General features: G+C 32.7%; 13 protein-coding genes and 1 pseudogene. 1 reads left to right on the top strand and 13 read right to left on the bottom strand.

All coding sequences use genetic code 11. The features are described from left to right. Window positions 1–34 precede the first annotated feature (34 nt). From ftsZ to bshC, 10 genes and pseudogenes are all read right to left on the bottom strand, one after another. On the bottom strand, window positions 35–1,207 hold the full coding sequence (ftsZ, locus tag JG553_RS03030; protein WP_000888997.1) for a cell division protein FtsZ: 1,173 nt from the start codon (window positions 1,205–1,207) through the stop codon (window positions 35–37). A gap of 32 nt (window positions 1,208–1,239) precedes the next feature. Further along, window positions 1,240–2,652 carry a cell division protein FtsA gene (gene ftsA, locus JG553_RS03025; protein ID WP_000391031.1) on the bottom strand — a complete coding sequence of 471 codons (1,413 nt, stop codon included), beginning with the start codon at window positions 2,650–2,652 and terminating at the stop codon, window positions 1,240–1,242. 105 nt (window positions 2,653–2,757) lie between these two features. Beyond that, window positions 2,758–4,077 carry a cell division protein FtsQ/DivIB gene (locus JG553_RS03020; protein WP_000342185.1) on the bottom strand — a complete coding sequence of 440 codons (1,320 nt, stop codon included), beginning with the start codon at window positions 4,075–4,077 and terminating at the stop codon, window positions 2,758–2,760. Between the two features lie 15 nt (window positions 4,078–4,092). Further along, complete coding sequence (gene murD, locus JG553_RS03015) at window positions 4,093–5,442, bottom strand: UDP-N-acetylmuramoyl-L-alanine--D-glutamate ligase (RefSeq protein WP_000935991.1); 1,350 nt, start codon at window positions 5,440–5,442, stop codon at window positions 4,093–4,095. 1 nt (window position 5,443) lies between these two features. Further along, window positions 5,444–6,409, bottom strand: coding sequence for a phospho-N-acetylmuramoyl-pentapeptide-transferase (mraY, locus tag JG553_RS03010; protein ID WP_000578458.1), 966 nt, complete (start codon window positions 6,407–6,409; stop codon window positions 5,444–5,446). 291 nt (window positions 6,410–6,700) lie between these two features. Further along, window positions 6,701–8,935 (bottom strand): penicillin-binding protein, encoded by a 2,235-nt coding sequence (locus JG553_RS03005; protein ID WP_001118663.1) that lies wholly within the window; start codon window positions 8,933–8,935, stop codon window positions 6,701–6,703. Beyond that, window positions 8,916–9,317 (bottom strand): cell division protein FtsL, encoded by a 402-nt coding sequence (gene ftsL / locus JG553_RS03000; protein ID WP_000257598.1) that lies wholly within the window; start codon window positions 9,315–9,317, stop codon window positions 8,916–8,918. Before ftsL ends, JG553_RS03005 begins: the two co-directional genes overlap by 20 nt. Window positions 9,318–9,330: 13 nt before the next feature. Continuing rightward, the gene (gene rsmH, locus JG553_RS02995) at window positions 9,331–10,266 is read right to left on the bottom strand and encodes a 16S rRNA (cytosine(1402)-N(4))-methyltransferase RsmH (RefSeq protein WP_000468384.1); all 936 of its coding nucleotides are present in this window, start codon (window positions 10,264–10,266) and stop codon (window positions 9,331–9,333) included. A gap of 15 nt (window positions 10,267–10,281) precedes the next feature. Beyond that, window positions 10,282–10,713: a division/cell wall cluster transcriptional repressor MraZ gene (gene mraZ / locus JG553_RS02990; RefSeq protein WP_000480800.1), complete on the bottom strand. Its 432-nt coding sequence runs from the start codon at window positions 10,711–10,713 to the stop codon at window positions 10,282–10,284. 143 nt (window positions 10,714–10,856) lie between these two features. Next, a pseudogene (bshC, locus tag JG553_RS02985) lies at window positions 10,857–12,478 on the bottom strand (bacillithiol biosynthesis cysteine-adding enzyme BshC). A 194-nt stretch (window positions 12,479–12,672) separates the two neighbouring features. Between bshC and JG553_RS02980 the strand changes: the two are divergent. Further along, complete coding sequence (locus tag JG553_RS02980; RefSeq protein WP_001289711.1) at window positions 12,673–13,113, top strand: N-acetyltransferase; 441 nt, start codon at window positions 12,673–12,675, stop codon at window positions 13,111–13,113. 108 nt (window positions 13,114–13,221) lie between these two features. Here JG553_RS02980 and JG553_RS02975 read toward each other — a convergent pair whose 3' ends face one another. The 3 genes from JG553_RS02975 to JG553_RS02965 all read right to left on the bottom strand — a co-directional run bounded on the left by JG553_RS02975 (window position 13,222) and on the right by JG553_RS02965 (window position 14,366). Continuing rightward, window positions 13,222–13,917: a YjjG family noncanonical pyrimidine nucleotidase gene (locus JG553_RS02975; RefSeq protein ID WP_001788648.1), complete on the bottom strand. Its 696-nt coding sequence runs from the start codon at window positions 13,915–13,917 to the stop codon at window positions 13,222–13,224. A gap of 123 nt (window positions 13,918–14,040) precedes the next feature. Then, window positions 14,041–14,175, bottom strand: coding sequence for a beta-class phenol-soluble modulin (locus JG553_RS02970; RefSeq protein WP_000147103.1), 135 nt, complete (start codon window positions 14,173–14,175; stop codon window positions 14,041–14,043). Between the two features lie 56 nt (window positions 14,176–14,231). Beyond that, window positions 14,232–14,366: a beta-class phenol-soluble modulin gene (locus JG553_RS02965; RefSeq protein ID WP_000398672.1), complete on the bottom strand. Its 135-nt coding sequence runs from the start codon at window positions 14,364–14,366 to the stop codon at window positions 14,232–14,234. Between the last annotated feature and the right edge of the window lie 357 nt (window positions 14,367–14,723).

The following is a 14,723-nucleotide window of genomic DNA, read 5'->3' as shown; positions in this document are numbered from 1 at the left end:
TGTGTTGAATTATTTGTGTATATATATTAACCGATTAACGTCTTGTTCTTCTTGAACGTCTTTCTTCTCTATTTCTAATGAAGCTAGGAATATCATCTTCTTTAGTTGTATGTGTTCTTTCACTTACACTATCAGTTGCTTGTGCATTTGATGAATTTGAAGTGAATGATTCATCTTTAGAAGTTGCATTGCTAGAAGTATTTACGCTTGTTCCGAATCCAGTGCTACCAGATTTACGACCATGTGATGTTGGTTTGTCATCAAAACCAGTTGCAATAACTGTTACAACAATCTCATCTTGTAATTCAGGATTAATAACTGTACCGAAAATCATATTAACGTCTTCATCTGCAGCATCTTGGACAATATCAGCAGCCTCTTGTGCTTCAAATAATGACAATGACTCGCCACCAGTAATATTCATAAGCACACCTTGTGCACCAACGATAGATGTTTCAAGTAATGGAGAAGAGATTGCTTTTTTAGCAGCTTCTACCGCTCTATTTTCACCAGAAGAAACACCAATACCCATTAATGCAGAACCTTGGTTAGACATAATTGTCTTAACGTCTGCAAAGTCTAAGTTTACTTCACCAGAAACAGCGATTAAGTCTGAGATACCTTGTACACCTTGGCGTAACACGTTGTCAGCTTCTTTAAATGCTTCCATCATTGGCGTAGATTTGTCAACGATATCTAATAAACGGTCATTTGGTATAACGATTAATGTATCTACTGCAGCTTTCATAGCTTCTACTCCAGCAGCAGCTTGAGTTTGACGTTTACGTCCTTCAAAACTAAATGGACGAGTTACAACACCAACAGTTAATGCGCCCATTTCTTTTGCAATTTTAGCAACGACTGGTGCTGCACCAGTACCAGTTCCGCCACCCATACCAGAAGTAACAAATACCATGTCTGCACCTTGGATTGCATCTTCAATTTGTTCACGAGATTCCTCTGCAGCTTTTTTACCGATTTCAGGATTAGCTCCTGCTCCTAAACCACGTGTTAATTTTTCACCGATTTGGATTTTAGATTCAGCTTTAGATAAGTTTAAAGCTTGACCGTCTGTGTTGATAGCGATAAATTCAACATTATTCATTCCGTGGTCAATCATTCGGTTTACGGCGTTGTTACCGCCACCACCTACACCAATGACCTTTAAAGTCGCTAAATGATTAAATCCTTGTTCAAATTCTAACATTTAAATTTCCTCCTAGTTTTATTGGCCAATAATCATTCAAATAGAGATTTCATTAGTTTTTTGAATTTACTTTCTTCTTTATCTTTATCTTTGTCTTGAACATGTTCATGATTCTGTTTATGTTCCTGATGATTATCTTCTGATTGATAAATTTCTTCATCTGTTGACTCTACTTCATTTTCATGAGTATCTTTTTTGTTTGTTTTACGTTTAAACCAATCAAATCCGCCTAATTTAGATTCGTTATCTTTGTCTTTCACATCAATAACATCTTCTTCAGTTTCTTCATTATCATGATAATTAATTGTAACATAATCTAATAACTCATCAAAAGCGATACTACTAGAAATTGTAGAAATTGCTGAAGAAAATTCAGGTTTTCTAATTCCCATTTGTGATGGCGTGTGAATTCTAACTTTTTCACTTACCATATCTGATAATAATTCTTTTACGCCAAGTAAGTTTGCAGATCCACCAGTTACAATAAACCCACCATTTACTTTTGTTAATCCTAAATCTTGTAAAACATCAAATACTTCGAAGAATATTTCTTCTACACGCGCTTCAATAAAGTCACTCAAATCTTTTTGAGTATACTGTACTGTTTCATCACTATCAACCTGTTCAACAGTGAAGATATCTTGATCTGAAGCAGAATCATAGAATGCATGACCATATTGGTGTTTAACTTTTTCAGCAGTTTCATAAGAAGTGTTTAATCCTTGTGCAATATCGTCTGTAATATCACGCCCTGCCATTTCGATAGAATCAGCATCTACTAATTCACCGCGTTCATAAAAAGCAACTTGCGTAACGTCTTCACCAATATCAATGACACATGCACCTAACTCTTTTTCAGTAGCTGTTAGGATTGAACCATAGTTATATGCATCAGAGTAAACATCTAATACATCAACACCACATGCTTCTACGCATTTAATCATATTAATTAAAATCGATTTTTGAATAGCAATTACGCCTGCTTCAACCTTTAATGAATGTCTGGCAATTAATTCTTTAGGGTCTGAAACCTCATTTTCTTTATCGACTATAAAACGAATCGGGAACACATTAATTACTTCTGTTTCTTGCACATCATTTTTTTCTCTAATACCTTCTAATACTTTTTCGATATGTGAACCGTTGATTTCTGTATCCTCATAAAAGTCGATTTCATTTGATTCATCATAAACTTCCGTTCCAATGATAGGTAATTTCAGGAAAACTTCTTTAATATCAACACCCGAAGCGATTGATGCCTTTTTAATTGTGTCTTTGATTGCTTGTCGCGCAATATCAAAATCATCAATTAAACCATTTTTTATACCGCTCGTGTAGGTTTGTCCTGTACCTATCACATTTATACCATTGTGAAATTTCTCGCCTACTATTGTTTTTACGCTTGATGATCCAATATCAATACTTACGTAGTAATGTTCTTCCATAGATAGGCACCTCCTGACAAATTACTATTAAAAAAATACACTATCCTTAGTTTACAATACGTTGAATGGCTTGTGAACTATAAACATAGACAATATCAAAATTTTTTAATTATTCTTACTTGATTGTTTGTTAATTTTGTTTAAAACGCTTTGTAATTCTTCTTTTGCTTGATTTTCCTCTTGAGATGATTTAGTCACATTTTTATCGCTTTCTGATTGACTAGACGTGTTTCCACGGTATGGGATAAATGAAGCACCGACTGATAAATCAATATAGCCTCGTGTTTTTAGTTTACCCGAACTATCCCTTGATAATGATTGTGACATCTGCGGATAATATTTCATTTTCTTAGATATCGTCGAAATATCACCGATTACTTGAAGTCCATCTGTCGTAAACAATTCAATTCTGCTTTGTTTGTTTTTACTTGGGGCGTATGTCACTTCGGCAATATATCGTCTAACTTCAGGTGTCATTTCAGATAACGCCTTAATCATATCATCTTCTTTTGTACCTTTGAAACCATCCATGACAGGTGCATCATTAATTTTGACATCATTTGAACCTTTAAGCAATTTACCATTTTCTAATAAAGGTAAATATTTACCTTTATATTTCACTAAAGCAATAATTTCATTTTCTGTGATATCTACGTTTAATGTGTTTGGTAATTGCTTGTGTATCTCAACACTTTTGATTAATGGATTCTCTTCGAGATCATTAATAGCATTTTTTTTACTAAACGTATACATCCTTGAATCATTTTTAACACCTAAAACTTTGTTTATCTTTGAAGTACTAACGTGATTATTTCCATTTATATTTACATGCGCAATTTTACTAAGTGGTGAAAACATGTAAATTAATATAACAGCAATCAACAATACCAATATTGTAATAACACTGTATTGGATTCGCTTTTGTCGCTTACGTCTTAACTTCCGCTTTTCTTCAAGTGTTAATGGCTTTAATTGTGTTACTTTACTTTTTCGTTCTTTTTTCGTTACTGTTTCCTCATCAATCGAGTCGCTATTTTGTTCTTTAGGAGCTGATTGAGGTTGTTCGTTGTCGACTGAAATTACATTCGATTCATTTTGGTCGTCAATTTCTTGATTATATCTATAATCCTCATTTTCAATATTAGAGTCTGTAGAATCATCGATATTATTATCATTCGCATGACTAGAAGCAGAATCATTATTTTTATCATTGCTTTCTTCTTTTTTGAAGTCTTTATTTATCAAGTAAATTTCTTCATCAAAATCAGCTTGTTGAGATGTATCATCTTTATTTTGATTAGAAAAATGTGTAGCCTTTGATCTTTTTCTTTGCCGTCTTTTCTTAGATGTATTCCTCGTAAATAATTCTAATTCATCTTTATCTTCATTTGATTCTTGTTGATCGTTCTTCGTTTTATCATCCATCAATACTCACACCCTTTAATAAGATGGTAAATGGGCACGGAATCTTTCAATAAATTTCTCTCCACGCTCTTCAAAAGTACTATATTGATCCCAACTCGCACAAGCAGGTGACAATAATACAACATCATTTGGTTCTATAATATCTTGTACTTTATCAACAGCGTCTTCGACATTGTTCGCTTCAATGACCGATTTCCCTTGACTATTACCTAGTTTAGCAAACTTAGCTTTCGTTTGTCCGAATACAACCATCGCGCGAACATTTTCCATATAAGGAATGAGTTCGTCAAATTCATTCCCTCGATCCAAACCACCACATAACCAAATGATTGGTTGATTAAATGAATTTAAGGCAAACTGTGTTGCTAGCGTGTTTGTTGCTTTGGAATCATTATAATATTTATTAGTTCTATTAGTACCAACATATTGCAATCTATGCTCTATTCCTGAAAATGTAGTTAAACTATCAATAATTGCTTTAATAGGTACACCAGCTAAAATACAAGCAAGCACAGCTGCTAATATATTTTCTAAATTATGTTCACCAGGCAATACTAGATCTTCAGTGTTAATAATACGAACACCTTTATAAACGATAAAACCATCTTTAATATAAATACCATCAACTTCTTGTTGAGTTGAGAAATACAATGTCTTAGCTTTTAATTCTTCCGACTCTATCACTTGTCTTTGATGATAATTACAAATCAAATAATCCTCTTCCGTTTGATTTTTATATATTTGCTTTTTAGCATTTTGATAGTTTTCTAAATTTTCATGGTAATCTAGATGCGCCGAATAAATGTTAGTAATTATAGCAATGTGTGGTTTATACTTTTCGATTCCAAGTAACTGGAATGACGACAACTCTGTAACTAAATAATCTGTAGGCTTTACTTCTTGTGCTACTTTAGATGCAACATAACCAATATTGCCGGATAATCTTCCAGTTAAGCGACTTTTTTTAAACATATCTCCAATTAGAGAAGTAACTGTCGTTTTACCATTTGTACCCGTTACAGCTATGATTGGTGCTTCAGAGATTAGATAACTTAACTCAACTTCTGTTAAAATTTTCAAACCTCGTTTCACTGCTTCATCAATAATAGATACTGTATAAGGTATTCCAGGATTTTTAACAATTATTGGATTATTATCAAGCAACGTTAATGGATGACTTCCACTTACAACAGAAATGCCCATAGATTCTAAATCTTTTGCATGAGCATCTTGTGATAAGTCTTTTCCATCATTGACAGTTACATTCGCACCTAATTTACTTAATAATTTAGCTGCTTCATAACCACTTTTTGCCAAACCGACAACTAATACATTTTTATTTTCTAACCCTGTATAATTAAGCATCTTAATGCACTCCAATCCATAAACCGATTAAACCTGAAATCAGACCAACAGCCCAAAATACTGTAACTACTTTCCATTCGCTCCATCCTATCAATTCAAAATGATGATGAATCGGACTCATTTTAAATATACGCTTTCCAGTCAATTTAAAGCTAGCGACTTGTAACATAACAGATAATGTTTCAATTACGAATACTAAACCTATAAAAATTAATGATAATTCCTGATTAAGCATGATTGAAATGGTAGCAAATATACCACCTAAAGCTAAGCTACCTGTATCTCCCATAAACACTTTAGCAGGGTTAATGTTATATGGTAAAAATCCTAAAAGTGCAAACAACATAATGATACAGAAAATACCAATTGCCGTTTCTCCTAACACAAAGCTCATGATGGCATACATTGTAAATCCGATAATTGACAGTCCAGTTGCTAATCCATCTAAACCATCTGTTAAATTTACTGCATTAGAAAAACCTACTTGCCAAAAAACAATGAAAATAACATATGCAAATGATAGTGGGATTGCTACATTCGTAAATGGAATATGTATGCTCGTAGAAAAATTCACCAAATGAAACACATTACTTAAAACAAAGAATATAATCGCAATACCAATTTGCGCCAAAAACTTCTGTTTACTTGTTAAACCTTGGTTATTCTTTTTAACAACAATAATATAATCATCTATAAAACCAATTAACCCAAAACCAATCGTCACAAATAATAACAGTATGATTGGATTAGCTTGATCTACAAATATAATAGCCACCAAAGACGTTATCACAATACTTAATAGAAATGTTAGTCCACCCATCGTTGGTGTACCAGTCTTCTTCATATGGCTTTGTGGACCTTCTTCTCGAATACTTTGACCAAATTTCATCCTTTTTAATGTAGGTATTAAAACAGGTACCAAAACAAATGTAATCACTAGCGCTAATAACGCATATACAAAAATCATAACTATCTCCTCTTCTTAATCCAGACTTTTTTAACCACTAATATATTATCAATTTTTCAATTAAATAAACAAAGTTGTAATCAAAATTTATAATTTTTCTTTTTTACGGCATAAGAGGCCAGTATAAAAAGTTTGCCTATAACAAACAAGTTAATCTGACCTCGTCTACCTTAAAATTCTCTATCAACACTTATTTATAAAGATTAAATGAAGATGTTGTTTTCTATCACAGCATTACTTTAGTAAAAACAAATAGTGACAATACATCCTAATTTAATGTAGCCATTCTTGTTAGTCCGACTTATCCTTGTCAGTTTTACTGTCAGATTTCTTCTTATCATCTGAATTTGAATCAGAATTATTCGTCGAATTGCTGTCTACATTCTCTGATGAAAATTCTACGTCTATTTTATCTTTTTCAGTAAGTTTTTGTCCCTTACTAATTGATTGGTGGGACACAAAACCGCTACCTTTTAAATTTACTTTAATATTTGTTAGGTTTTCAAAAGCAATGACATCTTCTTTCGTCCATCCTGACATGTCAGGCATAGTTAAGTCTCCATCTGTTAATAACAGTACTTTACTATGAGGTAAGACTTTATTCCCTGCTTTTATAGATTGTGCTTTTATTTGTGTGCCAGAACCAATAGTAACTGGTTCTAATGATTTTGCACTCACATTATCAATAGCTTTTTGTTTGTCTTGACCTTCAACATCTGGCACTTTACTATACTCTGCATTAGATGTGTCATCTTTTGATTTACCTACATTTAAATATTTCAAAGTATTTTCCATTATTGGTTTAAACGCTTTACTAACACCTAATTCATAAGCTTCTTGGTCATTTTTTTGTGCCAAGCTCATACCAGCGTATACAATAACTTTAGGATTTTTCTTCGGCGCGTCACCCATAAAACTTACAAAATATGGGTTTGGACCTTTAACGTATCCACCACCATTAGGTGCAGCGACTTGTGCTGTACCAGTCTTACCTTCGACCTCATAACCATCAATACGATAGTTTGCAGCGTGACTCTTCTTACTATTCACAACTAAATCCAATTGCTTTTCAACTTTTTCAGCAGTATCTTTTGTTATTGGTTTGCCTGCGATTTGTTTTTGCCCTTTATAAAATTGTCTTTTACTAACAGGATTTTCAACGCTATTCACAAACCATGGTTTTAACATATTACCATCATTAAAGAACGCTGATTGCGCTTGTAACATTTGAACAGGTGTTACTGTTGTCGATTGACCAAATGATGACGTTTTTTGTTGCAACTCATTACTCCATCCAATTTGACCAGGTGCTTCTCCATCAAACATACCTTTAGTTGATTTTCCAAATCCAAATCGTTCATACCAAGATTTCATTTTGTCTGCACCAACTAAATCTTGTAAATGCATCATCAATGTATTAGATGAATAAGTAAATCCGAGTGACATTGGGATTTCACCCCAACCGACTCTATTCCAGTCTGAAATACGTGAACCCATAATATCTCTATGTCCAGATTTATATTTCTTATCAGGATCAAAAGCACCTTCTTGAATAGCAGCTGCTAACCCATATGATTTAAATGTTGATCCAGGCTCGTATGTGTTTTGATAAAGGTCATTTGCCCACTTTTTACCAAAGTCTTTACCAGTTTCAGGATTAAATGTTGGTCGCTGACTGTATGCTAAAATTTCTCCAGTTTTGGCATCCATGACAACCGCAAATAAATCTTTCGGCTGGTATCTTTCAACCATGCCATCTAAAGCTTCTTCAACAAATACTTGAATATTTGAATCGATTGTTAAATGGACATCATCACCACGTTTAGGCTGCTTCTCTTTTTTAGTATTTGGTGCGATATATCCCCAAATATCATGAATATATCTCAATGATCCTTTAGATCCACTTAAATAACTATCAAAAATCTTTTCAACTCCAAGTGCACCTTTAAGTTCACCAGTATCCGGATTTTTCTGAGCTCTACCAATTAAGTGTGATGCAAAATTGCCATTTGGATAAAAGCGTTCTGTTTCAGGCAATAAAGAAATACCAGGCAAATTCATTTTCTCTATTTTCAATTTGTCCTGATACGTTAAATTTGTTCCTTTGCGTCCAAATTCAATTTGGAAAGCTTTCTTTTGACTAAGTCTCTTTTCAATTTCCTCTGGCTTCATATTAATGACTGTAGATAATTTCTTTGCAGTCTCTTTTTTATCAACTACATGCCTAGGTTTTTTAGAATTGGCACTCGCCTTTTTATCTATTACTGCAACAAGTTTATATCTTTCTACATCTTCTGCTAGCACTTTACCATTACGATCATATATCTTTCCTCGTTCTGGTTGTTGTGCATTCTTAACTAAATACTTTTCATTTGCCTTCATGACTAAATCTTGACCATTAGAATGTCCAGTAATCATGATATATGAAATTCTTAAAACCAATATAAAAAAGAGCAGTCCGAATAAACCAACAAGTAGGACTGCCCCTATTTTATTTTTTTTAATTTTAATTTTTTGCTTCGCCATTACTACGCACTACCTTTACATTATCGTTCTCAAGGCTCATCCCCTGTTTCTTAGCCTTTTCGTATATGCGTTCATAAGAAGAATTCTTTTTGATTTCAGATTGTAAAGCACTGTTTTCACTTGATTGTTTATCTATTTTATAATCTAAATCTGCAATCTTTCCTCGCGTATCATACGCATCCATTTTTAAAGATAGCATATAAATACTTAACATAGCAATTACAGTAATCAAAGTTATGTATAAAACTTTTTCAAATTTAGTTAATTGTACAACCACTTTTCTCGAAACAGTCTTCTTTTCGGGCTTAGTTTGTGGTTGTTGCTTCGGTATACTATTATAAACTTGTTCGTCATATGGTTGGTACACTTTTTCTACAGCCATTATAAATTGCTCCTTATTTAAGTATTTCAGCTACACGTAATTTCGCGCTTCGTGCTCTGTTATTGTCATCTAAATCTTCTTCTGTAGCGGTAATCGGTTTACGATTAACACGCTTTAACTTAGGTGTATATGCTTCTGGTATAACTGGTAATCCTCTTGGTACCTCTGGACCTTTTTCATATTCTTGGAACACCTGTTTACATAAACGATCTTCTAAAGAATGGAAAGTGATTACCGAAATCCTGCCATCTACTTTCACTAATTCAATCGCTTGTTCTATTGAATCTTCAAAAGCTGACAATTCATCGTTTACTGCAATTCGTAGTGCTTGAAATACTCGTTTTGCAGGATGTCCGCCTTTTCTTCTTGCTTTTGCAGGAATACCTTCTTTTATAATGTCAACTAATTCTAATGTTGTTGTTATTGGTTGTTGTTCGCGATGTGCTTCGATTCTTCGAGCTATCTGTTTTGAAAATTTCTCCTCGCCATAGCGATAAAAAATCTTCACTAACGCTTCATATGACCAATTGTTAACAATTTCATATGCTGTTAGTTCTTGTGTTTGGTCCATACGCATGTCTAATGTTGCGTCATGGTGATAACTGAATCCTCGTTCTGGAATGTCGAGTTGTGGGCTTGAAACACCCAAGTCGTAATAAATTCCATCTACTTTTTCAATGTTTAAGTCTTTTAATATTTGAGTTAATTCACGGAAGTTGCTATGAACAAAAGTCACCTTATGCAAATGATCCTTTAATACCTCTTTAGCATTATCAATTGCAGTTTGGTCTTGATCGATTGCTATTAATCTTCCGTCGTCATTTAATTGATTTAGTAAATAAAGGGCATGTCCCGCTCCACCTAGCGTACAGTCAATGTACACACCATTTTCTTTTACATTTAAATAATCAATGGTTTCGTTTAACATAACGCTGATATGATGAAACACTTCAATTCCTCCATTTTAAAAATCAAAATCTATTAAATCTTCAGCAATATCTTCGAAACTTTCTTCAGATTCTTCATAGAAATCATTCCAAGTTTCTCTATCCCAAATCTCAATACGATTTGAAACACCGATTACTGTACATTCTTTAGTTAAATTAGCGTATTTCCTCAAGTTTTGAGGGATGTTAATACGCCCTTGCTTATCAAGTTCTACTTCAACAGCACCAGAGAAGAACATACGCATAAACTTACGTGCGTCTTTTTTTGTCATAGGTAAGGTTTTCATTTTCTCTTCAATCTGTTGCCATTCGTCTAGAGTGTAACCGAATAAACATTTATCAAGGCCTCTTGTGATAATAAAACGCTCATTTAAGTCATAACGAAACTTGGACGGTATAATCATACGTCCTTTTGTATCTAATTGATGATCGTATTCTCCCATGAACATTTTTTATCACCTCACCTTATATATAATTTACCACATCTCCCCACTATCCACCACTATTTATACAAAATTTGTGAAATTTATTTTAAAAAACAAAAAAATGCCCGATTTATCATTAAGATAAATCGGGCTAAACCCTTGGTATATTAAGGTTTTATAATAATATGATCAAAAGTGTAAGAAAGTGGTGGATAGGTGGAGGGCTTGAACACATCTGTCCCAAAATCATTCAAAATTTGAAGTGGATTCCATATTCTTTCTTGTAATCCTCCCATTGGATGGAGTGTTTCTTGAATTTCTCTAAATTGCTTCATACTGATGTCGTTTTCTCTTTCAATGTTTAAAAGATAACGTTTTAACAAATAATCATACTGTTGTATATGAATTTCATTATTTTTATTCACAAGGTTAATATTATTTTGATTCCCCGCCACTTCATCTAATAAGTCTTTGTTTAGACGACGCTGTTGTTCAATCATACCTTCTACCTTTTCAATAAATTGATGTGATGCTTGTTCTCTAATAAACTTACTTCTTTCTCCTTCAACACCATCGACTAACACTTTTTCTAATGGAATATTGTATTTCGAAAGTAATTTTTCTATACGGTCATTTAAATAAGTAATTCTAAGCCTTGGCATCACGATAGGCATTTCAACATCAAATAGTTCAAATACATCTTTTAGTTCAGCCCAGTACTTAATTTCACTCGGTCCTCCAACAAATGCCACCGTGTTAAATAACCATTCTTCCATTAATGGTCTTGTCACTACATTATTAGAAAATAATTCAGGTTGATTTTCCGCAATATTTATAATTTCTTCCTTTATATATGTCTTATCTGTTTTATTTAATTTAAAATGCTTACCATCATACGAAACTAATTGACGCATATTTTCATCATGTAAGAATAAATGAACATTTGTATCTGTTTGTATCATCGCATTCAAGCCTTGATTTTGAGTACGTTGTTGTGTTGCTCTAAAAGCATCATCAAGCAACTGATGTTTTTTCAAAATCTTTTTAAACATAGGCGCTTCCATTTTTCTTAACGGCTCAAACTGCGCATCTATAAATAGAACGCCATATGCTTTAAATGTTTCATGCAGTAGTGCTTTAAACATATCAGTCCACGAGTCATATTGGTCAATAATTCTGTCACAAATCTCCAGTAGACCTTGTGTATGAACAGTTTCTTTCATATGAATGAACATCGTTTTTAAAGTTTGTTTCAACTCAGCCTTATCAGGATAATATCTAGAGACAGTCGTCTCTGGCATCTCCATTGTATGATATTTAACCTTATGCAGCGACCCATGATTTTCGTTATAAACAAATGTATGATTCACTTCATCGAAATCATGATCTTCTCCTGCAATCCAAAAAACTGGTACTACTTGTTGCTTATGTGTATCCGTTAATTCCTTAGATAAAGTAATGATTGAAAATATTTTATGGAATGTATACAATGGTCCCCCGAAAAGCCCTGCTTGTTGTCCACCAATCACAACTTTTGAACCATTAGCTAAATGTTGTATGTTTAATTCTTGTTCACTTGAAAGCTTGAAAGCTTTAAATCACTCATATATTCACGAATAACATTCGCTAATGCCGCTTCTCTTCCATTATTTTCTTTAGACATCCTTTTTTCAAAACTAGTTTGTTGAGCTGCATCATATTGAAATAATCCTGTTATTACAGGGTCACTGCTCTTTATTTTTGGTATAAACTGATCTTTTTCATTTAAACTAACTACTTTACAGTCCATGTTTTTTCTCCTTAAGTACGCGATTACAAACTATAGTATAAAGTCTATACCGGTGATTGACAATTTTACGGCTTGAAAATCAATTTAATCATGGAAAATTTATAATATTCATTGTTTTACATTTTCAAATCAATGAAAAACACAAGTGGTTTAATGTATAATAATAGTAGTAAACAAATAAGGGGTAGATAAATATGAGTGAAATCAAACGTCTTGAAATTAATTACAAAACTGACGAATTATTCGAAAACTTTAGAGCGTTTGGCAACAAAGACTTATACATGGTCAATGAGTTAAACGGTCAAATGATTGATGCAAGTTCAGATTCACCATTTTATGGCATATTTGTCGGAGATCAATTAGGAGCTAGAATGGCATTACTAAAAAAAGGTGATGTCGAAGAAATCTACTTCCCAGATTTTGAAGATTATATATTATTATGGAAGTTAGAAGTATTACCAAAATATCAAAACAGAGGGTACGCTTCAGAATTGATTGATTTTGCAAAGAGTTTCAATATGCCAATTAAAGCCATTGGCAGAAATGATTCTAAGGATTTCTTTTTACATCATGGATTTACAGATGTGGAAGCTAAAAATATAGAGGGACATGATGTCTTATTGTGGAAACCATAAGATAATAATATTCGACACTACGAGCATGAAAATGCATCTTTTCGTAGTGTCTTTTTTACAATTACTTTCTTAAGCTAATATAAGTAAATCATTTTCAAATTATTTGTCTTAACGTACAATATCATTTAGTTGTTTCCATGAATTAATTTCATAATCAGGTATAATTCCTGGATTATGATCAAATCCTCTAAAATTAAACCAGCAAGTAGCTATACCCGCATTGATTCCACCTAGAATGTCAGATGTTAAAGAATCTCCAACTATAATCGAGTGCTGTCTTTCATCCTCACCAATATCATTAAAAACATAATTAAAAAATTCCGGATTAGGTTTTTGATATCCTGTTTCTTCAGATATAAATATCTTTTTAATATATTTATGCAACGGCGTCTGATTTAACCTTCTCTTTTGCGTTTCGGTTACACCATTAGTAACAATATATAAATCATGTCTTTTCGATAATTCGACAATTGTTTCTAATGTTTGATCAAAGTATTTAACTTTAGCTTCTGCTAATCCATTTCTAAATAACACATCTGCACGATGCCCATCAACTTCCATTTGATGATGTTTGAAGTAATTCACAAATCGTTCTGATAATACTTCAGACTTCGTTAATTTATTTTGTTGAAAAGCTTCCCAATGTTGGTGATTGATTTTTTTAAATGTTAAAAAATCATCCTTTGTTGCTTTATGATTAAAAACATTCGCCATATAGTGAAACGCCCATTCTTCTGCATCATAAAAATCAACAATTGTATCATCAAAGTCTATCAAAATATTTTTATATCCCAATTTCCCCATCTCCTATATTGTCTATGTATCTAAATCTTAACAGAGGCTCAAATTTCTGCAAATAAAATAAACTGAGTGCATAACATTAAAGTATGCTCACCCAGTTTATTTTAAAGAATATTAGTTATTATATTAGAATCCAAATAATTTACCTAGTAAACCCACACCGTTAGCAACGATGTCTACGATACTTGTGCCTAATTTCACACTATCATGTTGTTGTGCAGCTTGCACAGTATTTGCGATTGCTTCTGCTAGTCCAGTCATTTAAATCTCTCCCTCACCTTTGAAATAATACTGATTACTTACATAACATATTGAAATTAGAATCCGAATAATTTACCTAATAAACCTACGCCATTTTCAACGATGCTCACAATGCTTGTGCCTAATTTTGCGCCATCATTATTAATTGCTGCAGTTACGGTATCTTTAATTGCGTTAAATAAACCTTCCATTGAAAACACTCCTTAAAATTTAAATTTGAAGATAACAAAAACGTGCGTAGCTTTTAAATCACCGAAATGTTATTCGCTTAACGTTTTGTTGTTGTTATTTTAAAATAAATTTGATGCAATTAGTTTGTTTATCCGCACAACATCTTATAATGTACTTAACTGTATTTTAAAGAGAAAAGAAATACAGTTAGGCATTCAAAACTGTATTTAACACAATTAAGTTGCCTGAATTCGTATTTAAGTCTTATTGAACCTTTTTAGATAAATAGCTCTATAATAGTGAAAAATATAAACATTTTTTATTTACAAGGTATTGCTAATTTAAGTTCATTTAGATATAATAATTCTTGTGTTGTT

Source organism: Staphylococcus sp. T93, assembly GCF_016743875.1.
GTDB classification, from domain to species: Bacteria; Bacillota; Bacilli; order Staphylococcales; family Staphylococcaceae; genus Staphylococcus; species Staphylococcus aureus.
Note: the sequence above shows the minus strand (reverse complement) of the source record. Positions and strands in the feature narration are given on the sequence as shown.